This window comes from Flavobacterium silvisoli, assembly GCF_004329815.1.
Classification (GTDB): domain Bacteria; phylum Bacteroidota; class Bacteroidia; order Flavobacteriales; family Flavobacteriaceae; genus Flavobacterium; species Flavobacterium silvisoli.
The window spans coordinates 37,595-52,312 of the sequence record NZ_SJPE01000012.1 but is presented as its reverse complement, the minus strand read 5'-3'; the positions used below and the strand labels follow the sequence as shown (position 1 = coordinate 52,312).

17 protein-coding genes are annotated in these 14,718 nt (G+C 38.0%); 10 read left to right on the top strand and 7 right to left on the bottom strand.

What is annotated here, in order from left to right:
• Nucleotide 1: 1 nt before the first annotated feature.
• The 6 genes from EZL74_RS10225 to EZL74_RS10200 are packed head-to-tail and all read left to right on the top strand — an operon-like array spanning nt 2 to nt 3,952.
• A complete protein-coding gene (locus EZL74_RS10225) occupies nt 2-430 on the top strand; it encodes a nitrous oxide reductase accessory protein NosL (RefSeq protein ID WP_131476512.1) in 429 nt (142 codons plus the stop codon).
• Nucleotides 431-1,666 carry a nitrous oxide reductase family maturation protein NosD gene (locus EZL74_RS10220; protein ID WP_131476511.1) on the top strand — a complete coding sequence of 412 codons (1,236 nt, stop codon included), beginning with the start codon at nt 431-433 and terminating at the stop codon, nt 1,664-1,666. It abuts the gene before it with no gap.
• On the top strand, nt 1,663-2,385 hold the full coding sequence (locus tag EZL74_RS10215; protein ID WP_131476510.1) for an ABC transporter ATP-binding protein: 723 nt from the start codon (nt 1,663-1,665) through the stop codon (nt 2,383-2,385). Before EZL74_RS10220 ends, EZL74_RS10215 begins: the two co-directional genes overlap by 4 nt.
• On the top strand, nt 2,369-3,136 hold the full coding sequence (locus EZL74_RS10210) for an ABC transporter permease subunit (RefSeq protein WP_131476509.1): 768 nt from the start codon (nt 2,369-2,371) through the stop codon (nt 3,134-3,136). Before EZL74_RS10215 ends, EZL74_RS10210 begins: the two co-directional genes overlap by 17 nt.
• A gap of 1 nt (nt 3,137) precedes the next feature.
• Nucleotides 3,138-3,509, top strand: coding sequence for a group III truncated hemoglobin (locus EZL74_RS10205; RefSeq protein ID WP_131476508.1), 372 nt, complete (start codon nt 3,138-3,140; stop codon nt 3,507-3,509).
• Nucleotides 3,509-3,952: a CopD family protein gene (locus tag EZL74_RS10200; RefSeq protein WP_131476507.1), complete on the top strand. Its 444-nt coding sequence runs from the start codon at nt 3,509-3,511 to the stop codon at nt 3,950-3,952. Before EZL74_RS10205 ends, EZL74_RS10200 begins: the two co-directional genes overlap by 1 nt.
• Here EZL74_RS10200 and nadB read toward each other — a convergent pair.
• Together nadB and nadA are read right to left on the bottom strand one after the other, a co-directional pair.
• Nucleotides 3,929-5,479, bottom strand: a complete 1,551-nt coding sequence (gene nadB / locus EZL74_RS10195; RefSeq protein WP_131476506.1) for an L-aspartate oxidase — start codon at nt 5,477-5,479, stop codon at nt 3,929-3,931. The two genes, EZL74_RS10200 and nadB, sit on opposite strands and share 24 nt — an antisense overlap.
• Nucleotides 5,476-6,408, bottom strand: a complete 933-nt coding sequence (gene nadA, locus EZL74_RS10190; RefSeq protein ID WP_131476505.1) for a quinolinate synthase NadA — start codon at nt 6,406-6,408, stop codon at nt 5,476-5,478. The genes nadB and nadA overlap by 4 nt, the downstream gene beginning before the upstream one ends.
• Nucleotides 6,409-6,570: 162 nt before the next feature.
• Between nadA and ric the strand changes: the two genes are divergently transcribed.
• From ric to EZL74_RS10170, 4 genes are read left to right on the top strand one after another with little or no spacing between them, the layout of a single operon-like run.
• Complete coding sequence (gene ric / locus EZL74_RS10185; RefSeq protein WP_131476504.1) at nt 6,571-7,323, top strand: iron-sulfur cluster repair di-iron protein; 753 nt, start codon at nt 6,571-6,573, stop codon at nt 7,321-7,323.
• Nucleotides 7,324-7,334: 11 nt separating this feature from the next.
• On the top strand, nt 7,335-9,449 hold the full coding sequence (locus tag EZL74_RS10180; protein WP_131476503.1) for a ribonucleoside triphosphate reductase: 2,115 nt from the start codon (nt 7,335-7,337) through the stop codon (nt 9,447-9,449).
• The gene (gene nrdD, locus EZL74_RS13305) at nt 9,433-9,597 is read left to right on the top strand and encodes an anaerobic ribonucleoside-triphosphate reductase (protein WP_131476502.1); all 165 of its coding nucleotides are present in this window, start codon (nt 9,433-9,435) and stop codon (nt 9,595-9,597) included. Before EZL74_RS10180 ends, nrdD begins: the two co-directional genes overlap by 17 nt.
• A 2-nt stretch (nt 9,598-9,599) precedes the next feature.
• On the top strand, nt 9,600-10,271 hold the full coding sequence (locus EZL74_RS10170) for an anaerobic ribonucleoside-triphosphate reductase activating protein (protein ID WP_131476501.1): 672 nt from the start codon (nt 9,600-9,602) through the stop codon (nt 10,269-10,271).
• On the opposite strand, the gene EZL74_RS10165 is transcribed toward EZL74_RS10170, so the two are convergent.
• The 5 genes from EZL74_RS10165 to EZL74_RS10145 form a co-directional block, all read right to left on the bottom strand.
• Complete coding sequence (locus tag EZL74_RS10165; RefSeq protein WP_131476500.1) at nt 10,249-11,595, bottom strand: cbb3-type cytochrome c oxidase subunit I; 1,347 nt, start codon at nt 11,593-11,595, stop codon at nt 10,249-10,251. The genes EZL74_RS10170 and EZL74_RS10165 overlap by 23 nt on opposite strands.
• Nucleotides 11,585-12,013, bottom strand: a complete 429-nt coding sequence (locus EZL74_RS10160; RefSeq protein WP_161971725.1) for a c-type cytochrome — start codon at nt 12,011-12,013, stop codon at nt 11,585-11,587. Before EZL74_RS10160 ends, EZL74_RS10165 begins: the two co-directional genes overlap by 11 nt.
• 154 nt (nt 12,014-12,167) lie before the next feature.
• Nucleotides 12,168-12,725, bottom strand: coding sequence for a fasciclin domain-containing protein (locus EZL74_RS10155; protein WP_131476498.1), 558 nt, complete (start codon nt 12,723-12,725; stop codon nt 12,168-12,170).
• A gap of 66 nt (nt 12,726-12,791) precedes the next feature.
• The gene (locus tag EZL74_RS10150) at nt 12,792-14,027 is read right to left on the bottom strand and encodes a hypothetical protein (RefSeq protein WP_131476497.1); all 1,236 of its coding nucleotides are present in this window, start codon (nt 14,025-14,027) and stop codon (nt 12,792-12,794) included.
• A complete protein-coding gene (locus EZL74_RS10145) occupies nt 14,027-14,617 on the bottom strand; it encodes a Crp/Fnr family transcriptional regulator (RefSeq protein ID WP_131476496.1) in 591 nt (196 codons plus the stop codon). The genes EZL74_RS10150 and EZL74_RS10145 overlap by 1 nt, the downstream gene beginning before the upstream one ends.
• Between the last annotated feature and the right edge of the window lie 101 nt (nt 14,618-14,718).

The following is a 14,718-nucleotide window of genomic DNA, read 5'->3' as shown; positions in this document are numbered from 1 at the left end:
AATGAAAAAGTCAGCACTTATCTTTTTAATTTCAATAGTACTTGTCTCATGTATATCAGGCGAACCTAAACCCATACAGTTGAACACGGATTCTTGTGATTTTTGTAAAATGACTATTGCCAACGGAAAATTCGGTGCCGAATTAATCACTCAAAAAGGAAGGTATTATAAGTTTGACGATGTGGCTTGTATGATACACTTTGCAAAATCAAATACGGTAGTGCCTTACAAAGCCTTTTTTGTTGGCGATTATTTACAAGAAAATACTTTACTTCCGGTAGAAAAATGCTATTTCTTAAAAGGAGGCAGCATCAACAGTCCGATGCACGGAAATGCTGTGGCCTTTGCTTCTGACAAAGAGGCGGCACAATATCAGTCAAAACTGAATGCCAAATTATTGACCTGGAAAGAACTTTACAGCAGCTACTAAATGAAAAATTTCTGCTACATAGCCTGCCTTTTTTTTGCTTTTCAAATGATGGTGGCCCACACCATTCATGTCGGGAATCCATATCCGTTGAAAAATATCCGTAAAGCCATTGCGCAATCCAAAGACGGTGACACCATCATTGTTCATAAAGGTTTGTACCGCGAAGGCAATATCGTGATTAATAAAAAAATCGTCTTTTGGGGCCAAGGATATCCTGTTTTAGACGCACGCAAAAAAGGAGAAGTTTTATCGATAAAAGCAGACAGCGTAGTAGTTAAAGGATTTAAAATTATCAATTCAGGCTTTGCAGCTTTAGATGATCCTTGCGGCATAAAAGTATACAACAGAAGCTTTGTCCGAATCCTGAATAACAAGTTAGATAACAACTTTTTTGGGATTTATCTGCAAAACTGTAATAACTGTGAAGTCAAAGGAAATATCATCATTTCGCACGGAACCGAAGAGCAACTTATCGGAAACGGCATTCACTGCTGGAAAAGCAACAACCTGCAAATTATTGCTAACACCATTTCGGGTCACCGCGACGGTATTTATTTCGAGTTTGTTGCCAATTCGGTAATTTGGAGAAATATTTCTACTAAAAATATTCGTTACGGGCTGCATTTTATGTTCTCCAATGACGATTCATATATTACTAACCTATTTAAAAACAACGGGGCAGGAGTAGCTGTTATGTTTTCCAAAAGTGTTAAGATGATTAACAATACATTTGAAGAAAACTGGGGCGATTCCGCTTATGGCTTATTGCTTAAGGAAATTGCCGACGGTTATATTTTCAATAACAAATTCATCAAAAATACTTCGGGTATCTACATGGAAGGAACCTCCCGAATGAAAGTTGAGAAAAACGATTTCATATCCAATGGTTGGGGAATGAAAATTCAGGCCAGTTGCATGGAAAACGAAATTCTGAACAACAATTTTCTTAAAAATACGTTTGACATCAGCACCAACGGCAGCTTGGTATTGAACACTTTTAACAGTAATTATTGGGACAAATACGAAGGTTATGATTTAAACAAAGACGGAGTAGGCGATGTGCCTTATCATCCGTTGAGTTTATTTGCAGTACTGACTGAGAAGAACACCTCTACCATGTTGCTATACAGAAGCTTTATGATTACACTTCTGGATAAATCCGAAAAAGTATTGCCCAGCATAACACCCGATAATTTTGTCGACAAAACGCCCCTAATGAAGTCACTACCGCTATGATTGAAATAAAGCATATTCATAAAAAATTCGGCAAAATAGAAGTCCTTTCAGATGTAAATCTTTCCTGTAAAAAAGGCGAATGTATTGCGCTGATTGGTCCCAACGGTTGCGGAAAAACCACTTTAATCAAGTCGATACTGGGTATGGTATTGCCCGATAAAGGATTGATAGAATTTAACGGAAAAACAGTTCTAAAAGAATATTTGTATCGCGAAAATATTGGTTACATGCCTCAAATTGGGCGGTATCCCGATAATATGACTATCGGTCAGATTATAGAAATGATCAAACGCATCAGAAACAGCCGCGAAGCATTGGACGAAGATTTACTCCATGCTTTTGAAATTGAGAAAATGTATGACAAAAAGATGCGAACCCTCTCGGGTGGAACTACTCAAAAAATCAGTGCCGTATTGGCCTTTTTATTCAACCCGGATGTTTTGATTTTAGACGAACCTACAGCTGGTTTAGATCCGTTAGCTTCTGAAATTTTGAAAGAAAAAATTATTAAAGAAAAAGAAAAAGGAAAGCTGATTTTCATTACTTCACACTTGTTGAGTGAATTAGATGATTTAATTACCGAAATCATTTTCATGCAGGATGGAAAAGTACATTTTCATAAGAAAATTGAAGAACTGCAAACTGAAACCGGCGAAGAAAAAATATCCAAAGCGATTGCTCAAATCCTAAAGAAAAAGAAAGATGAACAGAATCATTAAAATTATTTTGCTCGATATACTCAAAAACAAAATCGTGTTAGCTTACACACTGATTTTGGCTGTGTTGTCGTGGAGTTCCTTTGCATTAGAAGACAACTCTGCCAAAGGGATATTGACGGTTTTAAACGTAATCTTATTTACCGTTCCTTTGGTTTCCATATTGTTTTCTACCATCTACCTGTACAATAGTTCAGAGTTTATCGAACTGCTCCTGAGTCAGCCTATTAAAAGAAAAAAAATCTGGTTGAGTTTGTTCTTCGGACTTTCATTAGCAATGGTTTTGGCTTTTTTCATTGGGGCCGGAATTCCGCTTTTAGTGAACTCTCCCGATAGTGTAGGAGTGATGATGCTCATAGTAGGCTGTTTGATTTCGATAGTCTTTGTGGCGTTGGCATTTCTCAGTTCAATCATGACCCGGGATAAAGCGAAAGGAATTGGAATAGCCATCATGACCTGGTTGTATTTTGCTCTATTGTTTGACGGTATAGTGTTATTTCTACTGTTCCAATTTTCCGATTATCCTATAGAAAATGCGATGGTAGGTATTACTGCCTTAAGTCCGATTGATTTAGCCCGAATCCAAATACTATTGCATCTCGATGTTTCGGCTATGATGGGATATACCGGTGCTATTTTTAAAGACTTTTTCGGAACAACTGTCGGACTTACGGTTTCCTTCTTATTGCTTTGTTTGTGGGTTGCCGTTCCTTTTTTCATTTCACTCCGAAAGTTTAATCGCAAAGATTTATAAAATGAAAACTGATATAAGAAACCGAAAAGATATTGAAAAACTGGTCAATGCTTTTTATAACAAAGTCAAAACCGATGAGATAATCGGCTATTTGTTTACCGAAGTGGCAAAAGTTAACTGGGAAGCTCATTTGCCGAAAATGTACAACTTTTGGGAGAATATATTATTTTGTACCGCAAACTATAACGGAAATCCCATGATGAAACACAAAGAGTTACACGAAAAGAGTCCGATGACGCAAGAGCATTTTCAGCACTGGATTTCTTTGTTCAACGCTACCGTAGATAAACTTTTTGAAGGACCAAAGGCTGAAGAAATTAAAAACCGAGCTATGAATATTGCTTCTCTAATGATGTATAAAACACTAAATTAATGTATCATCACGTCTTATTAGTGCTTCATCTGCTGGCCGCCTCAATTTGGGTTGGGGGACACTTATTTCTTTCTCTTAGATTTTTGCCCGAAGCCATAAAGTCAAAAGAAGTAACCGCGATACAAAATTTCAAAAATAAATTTGAGCCTATAGGTATGCCTGCACTAGTTGTTTTATTACTGACGGGCATATTGATGGCTTATGATTATGATGTCACATTTACCAAATGGTTTTCGTTTTCTAATGCTATCGAAAGGGTAGTTTCGCTTAAATTAATATTGCTGTTGATAACCGTAGGACTGGCGGTTAATGCCCAGCTTTTTCTGTTCCCTAAATTGACTTCAAAAGATTTACCCAAAGCGGCATTTCAAATTATTTTAGTCACCGTTATAGGAGTGGCCATGTTGGTACTGGGAAGTCTAGTCAGAATCGGCGGCTTGTAATTTTTTATATTCTTTCACAAACCCACCTCTGTTTTCCTGCCTTTTGATGGATTGCTCAACAATGAGAATCCCAACATTAATCATATTTTTCAATTCGTAAATTTCTTTGCTGATTCTATATCTTCGCTCCAAACCTGAAACTTGATTTTGCCAAAGTTTAAGTTGCATTTGGGTTCGAAATAAATCGGTATCGTTGCGCACTATTCCCACATTCTGCTGCATCAACAATTGCAATTCGGATTTTAGTTTTGATAAAAAATCGATATCCATCGGCGGACCGTAATTAGATTTACATTCCGGAATAATACAGTTAATGGCTTGTTTTTTTTCATTTACTTCAGCTAAAAACCGGTAAATGTTATCCGCATACACCAAAGCCTCTAGTAGCGAGTTGGAAGCCAGACGGTTGGCGCCATGCAATCCGGTTCGGGCACATTCACCACAGGCAAATAAGTTGGTAACAGATGTTTGACCATTTTGGTTCACCGAAATTCCTCCGCACAAATAATGTTGAGCAGGCATAACCGGAATCCAATCTTTTTCAATAGCAATGTTTAAAAGACGGCAATTTTCGTAAATCATCGGAAAATGATTTTTAAAATCGGAACTGTTCAAATGCGTGCAATCTAAGTAAACACAGGCATCACCTGATCTTTTTAATTCTTTTTCAATGCTTTGCGATACAATATCTCTCGAAGCCAGATCGCCTCTTTCATCATAATCCAACATAAATCGGCGACCGACTTTGGTTCGTAAATAAGCGCCAAAACCCCGAACGGCCTCAGATATTAAAAACGTTGAGCTTGAATTTGGATTGTATAAAGCCGTGGGATGAAACTGAATGAATTCCATTTCCTTAATTGCAGCACCCGCCCGATTAGCCATGGCAATACCGTCTCCGGTAGCTATAGCCGGATTAGTGGTATGACCGTACAATTGGCCAATACCTCCGGTAGCCAACACCGTATAATCTGATTGAAATGTCAGCACTTCATGGGTTTGTTCATTAAGTACGCAGGCACCCAGACAAGTGTCATTTTGGGTAATTAAATTCAGCGCAAAATGAAAATCATAAACTATGATATTACGGGTTTTATGTACTTGTAGCAAAATAGCTCTTTCAATCTCTAATCCGGTTTGGTCTTTGTAATGCACCACCCGGTTTTTGGAATGGCCGCCTTCACGACCTAAATCGAGATGTCCTTCGGCATTATTATCAAAACGGGCTCCCCAGTCTATAAGTTCCTGCAAGCGTTTAGGACCTTCGGTTACGACCATTTCAACCACTGCTTTATCGCATAAACCGTCACCGCAAATGAGCGTGTCTTCGATGTGTTTTTTGAACGAATCATCACTGTTGCCTTGAACTACTGCAATACCGCCTTGAGCGTATTTGGTATTAGATTCATCTGCAGTCGATTTTGTAACAATAGTAATCGATCTGTCGGGAAAACGTTCGGCTGTTTTCAGGGCAAAGGTGAGTCCGGCAATGCCTGAGCCTATAATTAAATAATCGGTTTGTATCATTGGTGCGATAATTCAAGCATGCGTTCAATAGGTATCAGAGCTCTGTTTTGGATGGCATTCGGAATTGTGATTTCGGGGCTTTCGTTAACTAAACAATCGTACACCTTTTGTAAGGTGTTCATTTTCATGAAATCACATTCGCTGCAGGCACAAGTGTTGTTTTCTACAGATGGAGCCGGAATCAATAGCTTTTGGGGTACTTCCTGTTGCATTTTGTATAAAATACCGGCTTCGGTGGCAACTATAAATTCGTTTGACGGATTACTTTTTACAAAATCAATCATACCCGAGGTAGATCCAATGTAAGAAGCGGTTTTTAATATATGTGTTTCAGATTCGGGATGCGCAATGATTTTGGCATTAGGGTGTTTTTGATGTAACGCAATCAATTTATCTAACGAAAATGCTTCATGCACCACACAGGAACCATCCCACAACACCATTTTTCTGCCGGTTTGTTGTTCAATATAACGCCCAAGGTTTTTATCGGGAGCAAAAATAATCGGAATGTTCTCGGGTACCGATTCAACAATTTTAACCGCATTAGAAGAAGTACAAACCAAATGACTCAGCGCTTTAATTTCGGCCGAACAATTGACATAAGTGATAACAATATGATCCGGGTGCGCTTCTATGAATTTTTTAAAAATGTCAGGCGGACAGGATTCTGCCAATGAACAACCGGCTTTTAAATCGGGAAGAATCACTTTGGTATTGGGATTCAGGATTTTAGCAGTTTCGGCCATAAAATGCACCCCGGCAAACAAAATGATATCAGCTTTAGCTTTAACGGCTTCCTGTGATAATCCGAGACTGTCGCCCACATAATCGGCTATTTCCTGTATATCGGGCTCCTGATAATAATGTGCCAAAATCACAGCATTTTTGACCTTTTTCAAAGTCAGTATTTTTTCTTTTAATTCTTGCATAATGTTGTTTGATAAGTAGATATGGTTCAATATTAAAAAATGAATAACTATTTGAAGTTTCATGCAAAATAAATACTGAAAACTAAGCTTTTATATGATTTTAATCATATTTGGCAACCTCCATAAGTGCGTAATATTGGAGTAAATTAAAACACATATAAAATGGAAACTACAAACAAAAAAACGATAGGAGAGTACGTGGCTGACGATTTCAGAACAGCTGCGGTATTTTCAAAATACGGAATCGATTTTTGCTGCAAAGGAAACCGAACTTTAGCCGAAGCCTGCGAAAAAAAACAAATCAGTTCCAAGGTATTAGAAGATGAAATTACGTCAGTAATGCAATCAACCAACGATGGGGGAATCGATTTTAAATCCTGGCCTTTGGATTTGTTAATCGACTACATCGAAAAAACACACCACCGTTATGTAGAAGAAAAATCTTCGGTACTCTTCATGTTTTTAGACAAACTCTGCAAGGTGCATGGTGGCCGTCATCCGGAATTGTTTGAAATCAATAAATTGTTTGTTGAAGGAGCAGGCGAGTTGGCCAAACACATGAAGAAAGAAGAGCTTATTTTATTTCCGTTCATCAAAAAGATGCTCAATGCTCAAAAAAACAATCAGGAAATCACCGTGCCTCATTTTGGTACTGTGGATAATCCGATTGCTATGATGCAGGAAGAGCACACTATTGAAGGCGAACGATTTGCTAAAATTGCCGAATTAACCAACAATTATGTACCGCCGGCCGATGCCTGTGAAACTTACAGAGTAACTTTTGCTATGTTGAAAGAGTTTGAAGCCGATTTGCACAAGCACATTCATCTGGAAAACAACATACTGTTTCCGGGTGCTAAAATGTTGGAAAAACAATTCACGGTTCTCGATAAATTGACTCAATCACTACTGTAAACTTTTGTAACATGGAACGATATGTTATCAAAAGAAATGGTGATTACAAACCTTTTGCCGGCTATAAAATTAAAGATGCCATAGTAAAAAGTTTTGACAGTGTTTCGGTACCGTTTGATGAAACGGTTTTCGAAAAAGTAATCAGTGCCACAGAGGGCAAAAATACCTGGGCTGTCGAAGAGCTTCAGGATATTATTGAAAAAGTACTTTTTGAAAAAGAATACTTTACAGTAATGCGTTCTTTCATGTTGTACCGGCACACCCGAAAATTACAACGGGAACACATACAGGGTTTGAATGACGATACTACTTATGTAGACAGCACCCAAACCATCGAAGAGTACATTTCGCAAACCGATTGGCGTATTAATGCCAATGCCAATACATCCTATTCTAATGCCGGATTAGTGAATAATGTGGCCGGAAAAATCATAGCTAACTATTGGCTGGATAAAGTGTATTCAAAAGAAGAAGGATATGCGCACCGCAACGGGGATATCCACATTCATGATTTGGATTGTCTGACCGGATATTGTGCCGGTTGGAGTTTGCGGGTTTTACTCAATGATGGTTTTAACGGCGTCAGAGGCAGGGTAGAAAGTAAGGCACCGTCCCATTTCAGAGAAGCTTTGGGACAAATGGCTAATTTTTTGGGCATACTGCAAAGCGAATGGGCAGGTGCACAAGCTTTTAGTTCGTTTGATACCTATTTGGCTCCCTACGTTTTCAAGGACAATTTATCCTTTGATGATGTACTCAAAGCCATCCGAAGTTTTGTTTACAATCTCAATGTACCGGCACGATGGGGACAGTCACCGTTTACTAACATCACCTTGGATTGGGTGGTTCCAAGCGATTTGAAAGAACAAGTTCCTACTAAAAATGACCGTCATCTATTTGAAACCATTAATGACAAAAATACCTTAGAAAGGGCTAAAGAGCGCGGAGTAGCATCGCTTGCAGATATGCGTTATGAGCATTTTCAACCCGAAATGAATCTGATCAACAAAGCCTATTATACCGTAATGACCGAGGGAGATGCTAACGGACAACCGTTTACTTTTCCAATTCCGACTGTCAATATCACTGAAGATTTTGATTGGGACGGAGAAAACACGGAATTGCTTTTTGAAAATACAGCCAAGATAGGGTCTTCTTATTTCCAAAACTTTATCGGCAGTCAATATATTTTGAACGAAGAAGGAGAGCGCATAGAAAATCCGAATGCCTACAAACCCAATGCTGTGCGCAGCATGTGCTGCCGTTTGCAACTTGATTTGAGAGAGTTACTCAAACGCGGCAACGGACTCTTTGGCAGTGCGGAAATGACCGGAAGCATTGGAGTAGTAACAATCAACATGGCTCGATTGGGGTATTTGTATGAAAGAGATGAGGAAGGATTGTTGCAACAGTTAGACAAATTAATGCTGTTGGCTAAGTCAACTTTGGAGAAGAAACGTCAGTTCATACAGGAAATGTACGATCGCGGATTGTATCCGTATACTAAACGTTATTTGCCACATTTCAGAAATCATTTTTCAACAATAGGAGTTAACGGAATGAATGAAATGGTGCGGAATTTTACCGATGACAATGAGGATATTACCACTTATTTTGGTCATGATTTCAGTTTGAGAATTTTAGATCATATTCGCAATCGCATGAAAGAATTTCAGGAAGAAACCGGCAACCTTTACAATTTAGAAGCCACTCCTGCCGAAGGCACAACTTATCGTTTTGCCAAAGAAGATAAGAAGCGTTTTCCTAATATTCTCCAAGCCGGTAGCGGTGAAAACATTTATTACACCAACAGCTCTCAAATCCCGGTCGATTATACGCAGGATCCGTTTGAAGCATTATTGATGCAGGATGAATTGCAGTGCAAATATACAGGCGGAACTGTGTTGCATTTGTACATGAACGAACGTATCAGCAGCGCCGAAGCCTGTAAAAACTTTGTCAGAACAGTATTGACTAAATTCAAATTACCCTACATCACAGTAACTCCTGTATTCAGTGTTTGCCCAATACATGGCTATTTGAACGGCGAACACGAATATTGCCCGAAATGTGACGAAGCCATTTTAGAAAACCAAAACCAAATTAAATATGAAAACACAGATTAATGAAATTTCAGCAACAAACCAGTTATTGCGAACCAAATGTTTAGTGTATACCCGGGTTATGGGTTATCACCGACCGGTAGAGAGTTTTAATATTGGTAAAAAGGGGGAGCATAAACAAAGGGTTCATTTCAGAGAATGTAATAAATAGGCATGTCTATTTACAGTATAACTCCTTTTACATTGTTGGATTTTCCCAACAAATCGGCTTGCATTTTTTGGTATGCCGGCTGCAATATGAGATGTTTATACTGTTATAATCCGGAAATTGTTTTAGGAAAAGGTGTCGTAACTTTTCCTGAAGCAATTTCTTTTTTACAATCGCGCCAAGGTTTGCTTGATGCAGTAGTGTTTAGCGGTGGCGAATGTTTGATTCACAAACACATTGTTGAACAAATCAAAGCCGTCAAAGCTATGGGGTTTTCAGTTAAAATTGATACGAATGGTTCGCGCCCCGATGTTTTAAAACAACTGATTAATGAACAACTTATTGATTATGTAGCTTTGGATTTTAAAGCGGTTAAAGGTCAGTTTCAGAAAATTACCCAATCGGATTTATTTTTTGGTTTTGAAGAATCGTTTCAGGTGTTGCAAAAGAGTACTGTCCCATTTGAAATCCGGACAACCTATCACTCTGAATTAATTTCTAACGAAGAGTTAAGCGAAATGATGGCTTATTTGGAGGCCAATCACTACACGGGGACATATTACTTGCAGTTTTTCAGAAATAATGTGGAAACTCTAGCTCCTTTGCCGGCTTCGTTAAAAATTAAAGCTGAACAAATCAAAACCAATGCGGCTTTTAACGTTGTTTTTCGGGATTGATACTGACTAGTGAATTAATGATTCGCAACAATGAGAAAACAATGCGGTACAACCCAATGGCCATCCCGATTCCGAAAAGAAAAAACAGTATGTACATGCCGCGGAGTGAATCCTGAAACTCCCCGAAAGAAAGCCTTTGTCCGAAGAACATCCAATATCCCTTTTTAGCTCCCAAAACCAATAGGGTCAACCAAAAGCCGAAGAAAGCAACGGCAAAAAACGTCAAACTCTTTTCAATTTTACGGGTAATGGTTGCAGCAATTAGTCCGGTCGATTCAAGTATATAAGTTACCGATGACAGCAAAATCATGGTGTTGATTCCAATGGTGGTTCCCATCGAGTGAGCAACAGTGATATGCGTTCCATGGGTAAAAATATTCAATGACGGGATAGAAATCAGCAACGCCAGAATGATGTTTAAAAATACCCAAAAATTAGCCTGCTTCATAAAACGATAAGCCAAAGAATATTTGATTATAATTTGAACGGATAGACTCTTTTTCCAGTCGTATATGATGGAAAACAAAATCACCCATTCAGTCATGCTGATAGCGTAAGCTACATATCTAATCCAGGGCGCTGTGGGTATGATGTATATGTGGTGGGCCCAACCAAACATTAGATTGGTTAACCCCAGGAAGTAAAAGAAGAAGGCCTTTTTGGATTTAGCGTAACGGTCATCGTTACTTATTTTAGCCATGACAAATAATGAAGTTCCGTAAACCAACATGTTCCAGGAACCCACATAAGAACCTCCGGCTTTCCATTGCAAAGCAATGTTTTGTATAAAATGACCTTTGAAATAAGGTAATAACCAAAGATGAGCTTCGGTGAAATGATAAATCATAAAACAAATTCCGGTGCCCCACATCCAATAATACACCGGCCAAAAGGTGTAATGCGAAAGCGTAATTTTGAAGTAATTGATTCCAAACAGTATCCAACCAAGCACAATCGGGAAATAATAATAACTCGGAAATTCTAAGTATTCTTTACCTTCAAATTGTTTACCCAAATACGCATAAATGATGCCTAAACCGGTAACTAAAAATAACCAAAAATGCCATTTGATGAACTTGAAATTAACTTTGTTGTTTTGAAAATTCAAATTGAGATAGTAGTAAATACCACCAATCGCCACCAACAAAATCCAGGACACCACAAACAAAGTATGCAAAGGTCGCAGCGCATTGAATGGTAAAACTGATTTGATGAAGTTGGGGACTATATATTGAAATCCGGCCAACAGCCCGCACAATATGCCTATCACTAAACAAATTAAACCAGTGGCTATAAAATAAAAGGGATAGTGGTTACTTTTCATGTAAAGGAGTTTTGTATTTCAGGTTTACCCAACCGTAAGCTCTCGTTACGGCTTCCATGTTTGGGTAATAGCCGGTTTGGTCTACTTCTTTTAAAAATTGAATCAAATCGTTCAGTTGTGTTGTGCTGAAATTGAATTTAGGCATTACTTTCACACCACTGTTAATCATGGCTTTCAGGTAAGCTTCGTTATTAATTCGGGTATATTCGTTGGTTAAATCGGGTCCCAAATATCCCCCTAAACCATATAGCTGGTGACAGGCATTGCAATTGTTTTGCAACCAAACCTGCTCTCCATTCAAAGCTTTTTCGGATAAAGATACTTTACCATAATCTGAAGTTGAACTGTAAATAATGGCATTGTAAAGAGCAAATAATGATAGTAACGCTACCAGAATCAGACCGTATCTAAATGACATGTTCATAAGATGAATACTGTTATATAACACTACAAATAGAAGCAATGCGCTTTGGTTTTCTTATGATTCAAATCACAAAAAAAAAGCGCTGATTCAAAAAAAAACCGGCGCTTTCCATAAAAAAATGCAACTTATTTGAACTAATAATTAAACTTTATTTGGGCAGTAATACATCTCCAATAACGTGAATGATTCCGTTAGAAGTAGGTATTGAAGCTACTATTTCTGAACCGTTGACAAAAGTTTTATCGCCTTTTTTAGTGATTTTCACTTTACCTCCAAAAACCATATCAAACTCCTGACCATCCTGCATGTACTCTGTTTTAAGAGAGCCAACATAGGTATGGTAACCTAAGATGTTTTTCAGTTTTTCTTTGTTTTCCGGTTTCAATAAGTCGTCTACGGTTCCGGCCGGCAATTTGTCAAAAGCGGCATTAGTTGGCGCAAAAACGGTAAAAGGACCGGCATTGCTTAAGGCATCAACTAAATCAGCGGCTTTCACTGCAGCCACCAGAGTCGTGTGGTCTTTGCTGCCTGCGGCCGTTTGTACAATGTTTGGACTCGAGGTTTCGTCTTTCACACCCGATTGTCCTGAAGGTTGTTCGGTGGCTTGTGCTTCTGTTGTGGTTTCGGTTGGGGCTTGGTCGGTTTGTTTGCAACTGAAAGCTACTAACAGACCGGCAAATAACAAGGTTTGGATTGATTTTTTCATGATAATAAATACTTGGTTTATACACACAAAGTACCTAATTATGAAATGGTTATTTTATGAGTTGAGTCATAAATTAAGGGCTGTTTTTACTTTTTTTATCGAGTAAATAGCTGTTAATCCTATACCCGAAACTAAAACAATGGCTGCTCCGAAAAGCAACTTGTCTACGTACGGAATTAAAGTATAACTAAACGAAGCCACACCCTGAATTGCCAAAATAACTTCATTGAGAAGCACGCCAACTGAAAAAATAATCACTCCCAATTTAATTTTTTTATTGCTGTGGATAAGGTGATTGGCATAGATGTAAAATAAGATAAACAAACTGATGATGGCCAATAAAACCAAATGCAAATAGGCGATCACTATAGGTCGGAAACCAAAAGCCAGCTTACTGACCGATGGTATGGTTGAGCCCAGCTGAAGCAATACTTTTACACTCATGGCAAAGGCCACAAACAGCAAAATATAGCGCAAAAAATAGGGGAAATTAGTTAGGTAATCTCTTTTAGTTCTGATGATAATCAATAAAAACTTATACCAGGCAAACACTTGTACTAGGGCTGCAATAGCAGTTAGCGCATACAACCACGGCGGTAAATCGGCCCACAAGGTAGATAAGAAATAGGCAGGAATACAGGAAAAAAAGAACAACTTAAAAGTAGTGTCAAAAAACGCATTCTCTTCTTTTTTCAAATTCAGGAATCCGTACAGCAGCCCCATACAGGCAAAGAAAAACCAGCCGTTGTATTGAAAATGCAGATAATAATAAATAGAAGCCAGATATTCCTCCTGATGGATATTTTTATTAATCATCATGTAGGCCAAAACAAAAGTGCCTATAGAAGAAATAATGTTGAAAAAAACAGCCGCCGAGAACCATTTTTTACTCAAATCGTCAGTAGGCAATTTTTTTAAATCCTTTATGTAAGTATAACCGAAAGCATAAGAAATAAACAACGTAACAGTGGAAAATGTGATGGAAAAGCCTCCGTAGCCTTGTATGATAAACGAGATGAGCATGCCGTAAGCACAGATTAAATTGGCTGTCAGGATATAATTGTATTTGTTTAAACTGAGCGAGGCTTGATTTTTTTTACTCAGGTAGGCAATCATTAAAACCATTAGAGTATGGCTAATCCAACCTGAAAAGGCAAAATGGGAGTGGGAGTGTTGCAGACTCTTTTGATTGAAAACAGGAAATTCAAATCCGATTTTATAACGCATCAAAAGTCCCAGTAGGGCAACAATCAGCAGATTGATTAGTGAAAATTTTAACCAAAACTTACTGTTAAAGTTCATTAGTAATATATTTTGTGATTGATGATATCCACTTTTTTACATTTACTCATTTTTGATAACGCCCTGATGACTGTTTCTACCCGCAATCCCGTAAAATTGGCTATTTCCTGTCGCGTGTACGGAATCAGTTCTTTTTCATGATAGTTCTTTTCTTTTTTGTGCGCATTTAAGAAAGCCAAAATCCTGAACTCAGGTTTCTGATTGATGATGTCTTTTGAGGTTTGTGCTTTCGAGTGGATGCGTCGGCACATTAAATTCAAAAACTTCTTTTGTACAGCCGGATATTCGTCTAAAATCTTAATCAATTTATCTTTGGAAAGTTTGATGATTTTCGAATCCTGAAAAGCTACCGCTGTTGAGGGATATTTTTCATCTATAAACAGAGGAGGTTCGCCAAAACTTTGCCCATCGGTAAAGTACCCTTGAGTAAATTCCTTTCCTTCATCGTTTGAATTGAACATACGAATACTTCCTTCAATAATTTGATAATAAAAATTAGCCATTTCGTCCTCACAAAAAATCATTTCTCCTTTTTTATATTCCTTAGCTATGGCACCCCAGGTAAAGAGTAAATCTAGATCTATTTGCATGTTGATTTTAAGTGTTTTTAGCCTTGAAAGCCTCATTTATAGGGCTTTTTTGGCTTTGGTTTACAAAATTAGTAGTTATAAAAATACTAAAAATATGACTA

Bases quoted from the DNA above. Each gene is read 5' to 3' on its own strand.
- EZL74_RS10145 (WP_131476496.1), bottom strand. From the start codon at position 14,617: ATGCAAATAGATCTAGATTTACTCTTTACCTGGGGTGCCATAGCTAAG.
- EZL74_RS10170 (WP_131476501.1), top strand. From the start codon at position 9,600: ATGTCTATTTACAGTATAACTCCTTTTACATTGTTGGATTTTCCCAAC.
- EZL74_RS10215 (WP_131476510.1), top strand. From the start codon at position 1,663: ATGATTGAAATAAAGCATATTCATAAAAAATTCGGCAAAATAGAAGTC.
- EZL74_RS10180 (WP_131476503.1), top strand. From the start codon at position 7,335: ATGGAACGATATGTTATCAAAAGAAATGGTGATTACAAACCTTTTGCC.
- EZL74_RS10220 (WP_131476511.1), top strand. From the start codon at position 431: ATGAAAAATTTCTGCTACATAGCCTGCCTTTTTTTTGCTTTTCAAATG.
- EZL74_RS10225 (WP_131476512.1), top strand. From the start codon at position 2: ATGAAAAAGTCAGCACTTATCTTTTTAATTTCAATAGTACTTGTCTCA.
- nadB (WP_131476506.1), bottom strand. From the start codon at position 5,479: ATGATACAAACCGATTATTTAATTATAGGCTCAGGCATTGCCGGACTC.
- nadA (WP_131476505.1), bottom strand. From the start codon at position 6,408: ATGCAAGAATTAAAAGAAAAAATACTGACTTTGAAAAAGGTCAAAAAT.
- EZL74_RS10200 (WP_131476507.1), top strand. From the start codon at position 3,509: ATGTATCATCACGTCTTATTAGTGCTTCATCTGCTGGCCGCCTCAATT.
- EZL74_RS10155 (WP_131476498.1), bottom strand. From the start codon at position 12,725: ATGAAAAAATCAATCCAAACCTTGTTATTTGCCGGTCTGTTAGTAGCT.
- EZL74_RS10160 (WP_161971725.1), bottom strand. From the start codon at position 12,013: ATGTCATTTAGATACGGTCTGATTCTGGTAGCGTTACTATCATTATTT.
- EZL74_RS10205 (WP_131476508.1), top strand. From the start codon at position 3,138: ATGAAAACTGATATAAGAAACCGAAAAGATATTGAAAAACTGGTCAAT.
- EZL74_RS10150 (WP_131476497.1), bottom strand. From the start codon at position 14,027: ATGAACTTTAACAGTAAGTTTTGGTTAAAATTTTCACTAATCAATCTG.
- EZL74_RS10165 (WP_131476500.1), bottom strand. From the start codon at position 11,595: ATGAAAAGTAACCACTATCCCTTTTATTTTATAGCCACTGGTTTAATT.
- EZL74_RS10210 (WP_131476509.1), top strand. From the start codon at position 2,369: ATGAACAGAATCATTAAAATTATTTTGCTCGATATACTCAAAAACAAA.
- ric (WP_131476504.1), top strand. From the start codon at position 6,571: ATGGAAACTACAAACAAAAAAACGATAGGAGAGTACGTGGCTGACGAT.
- nrdD (WP_131476502.1), top strand. From the start codon at position 9,433: ATGAAAACACAGATTAATGAAATTTCAGCAACAAACCAGTTATTGCGA.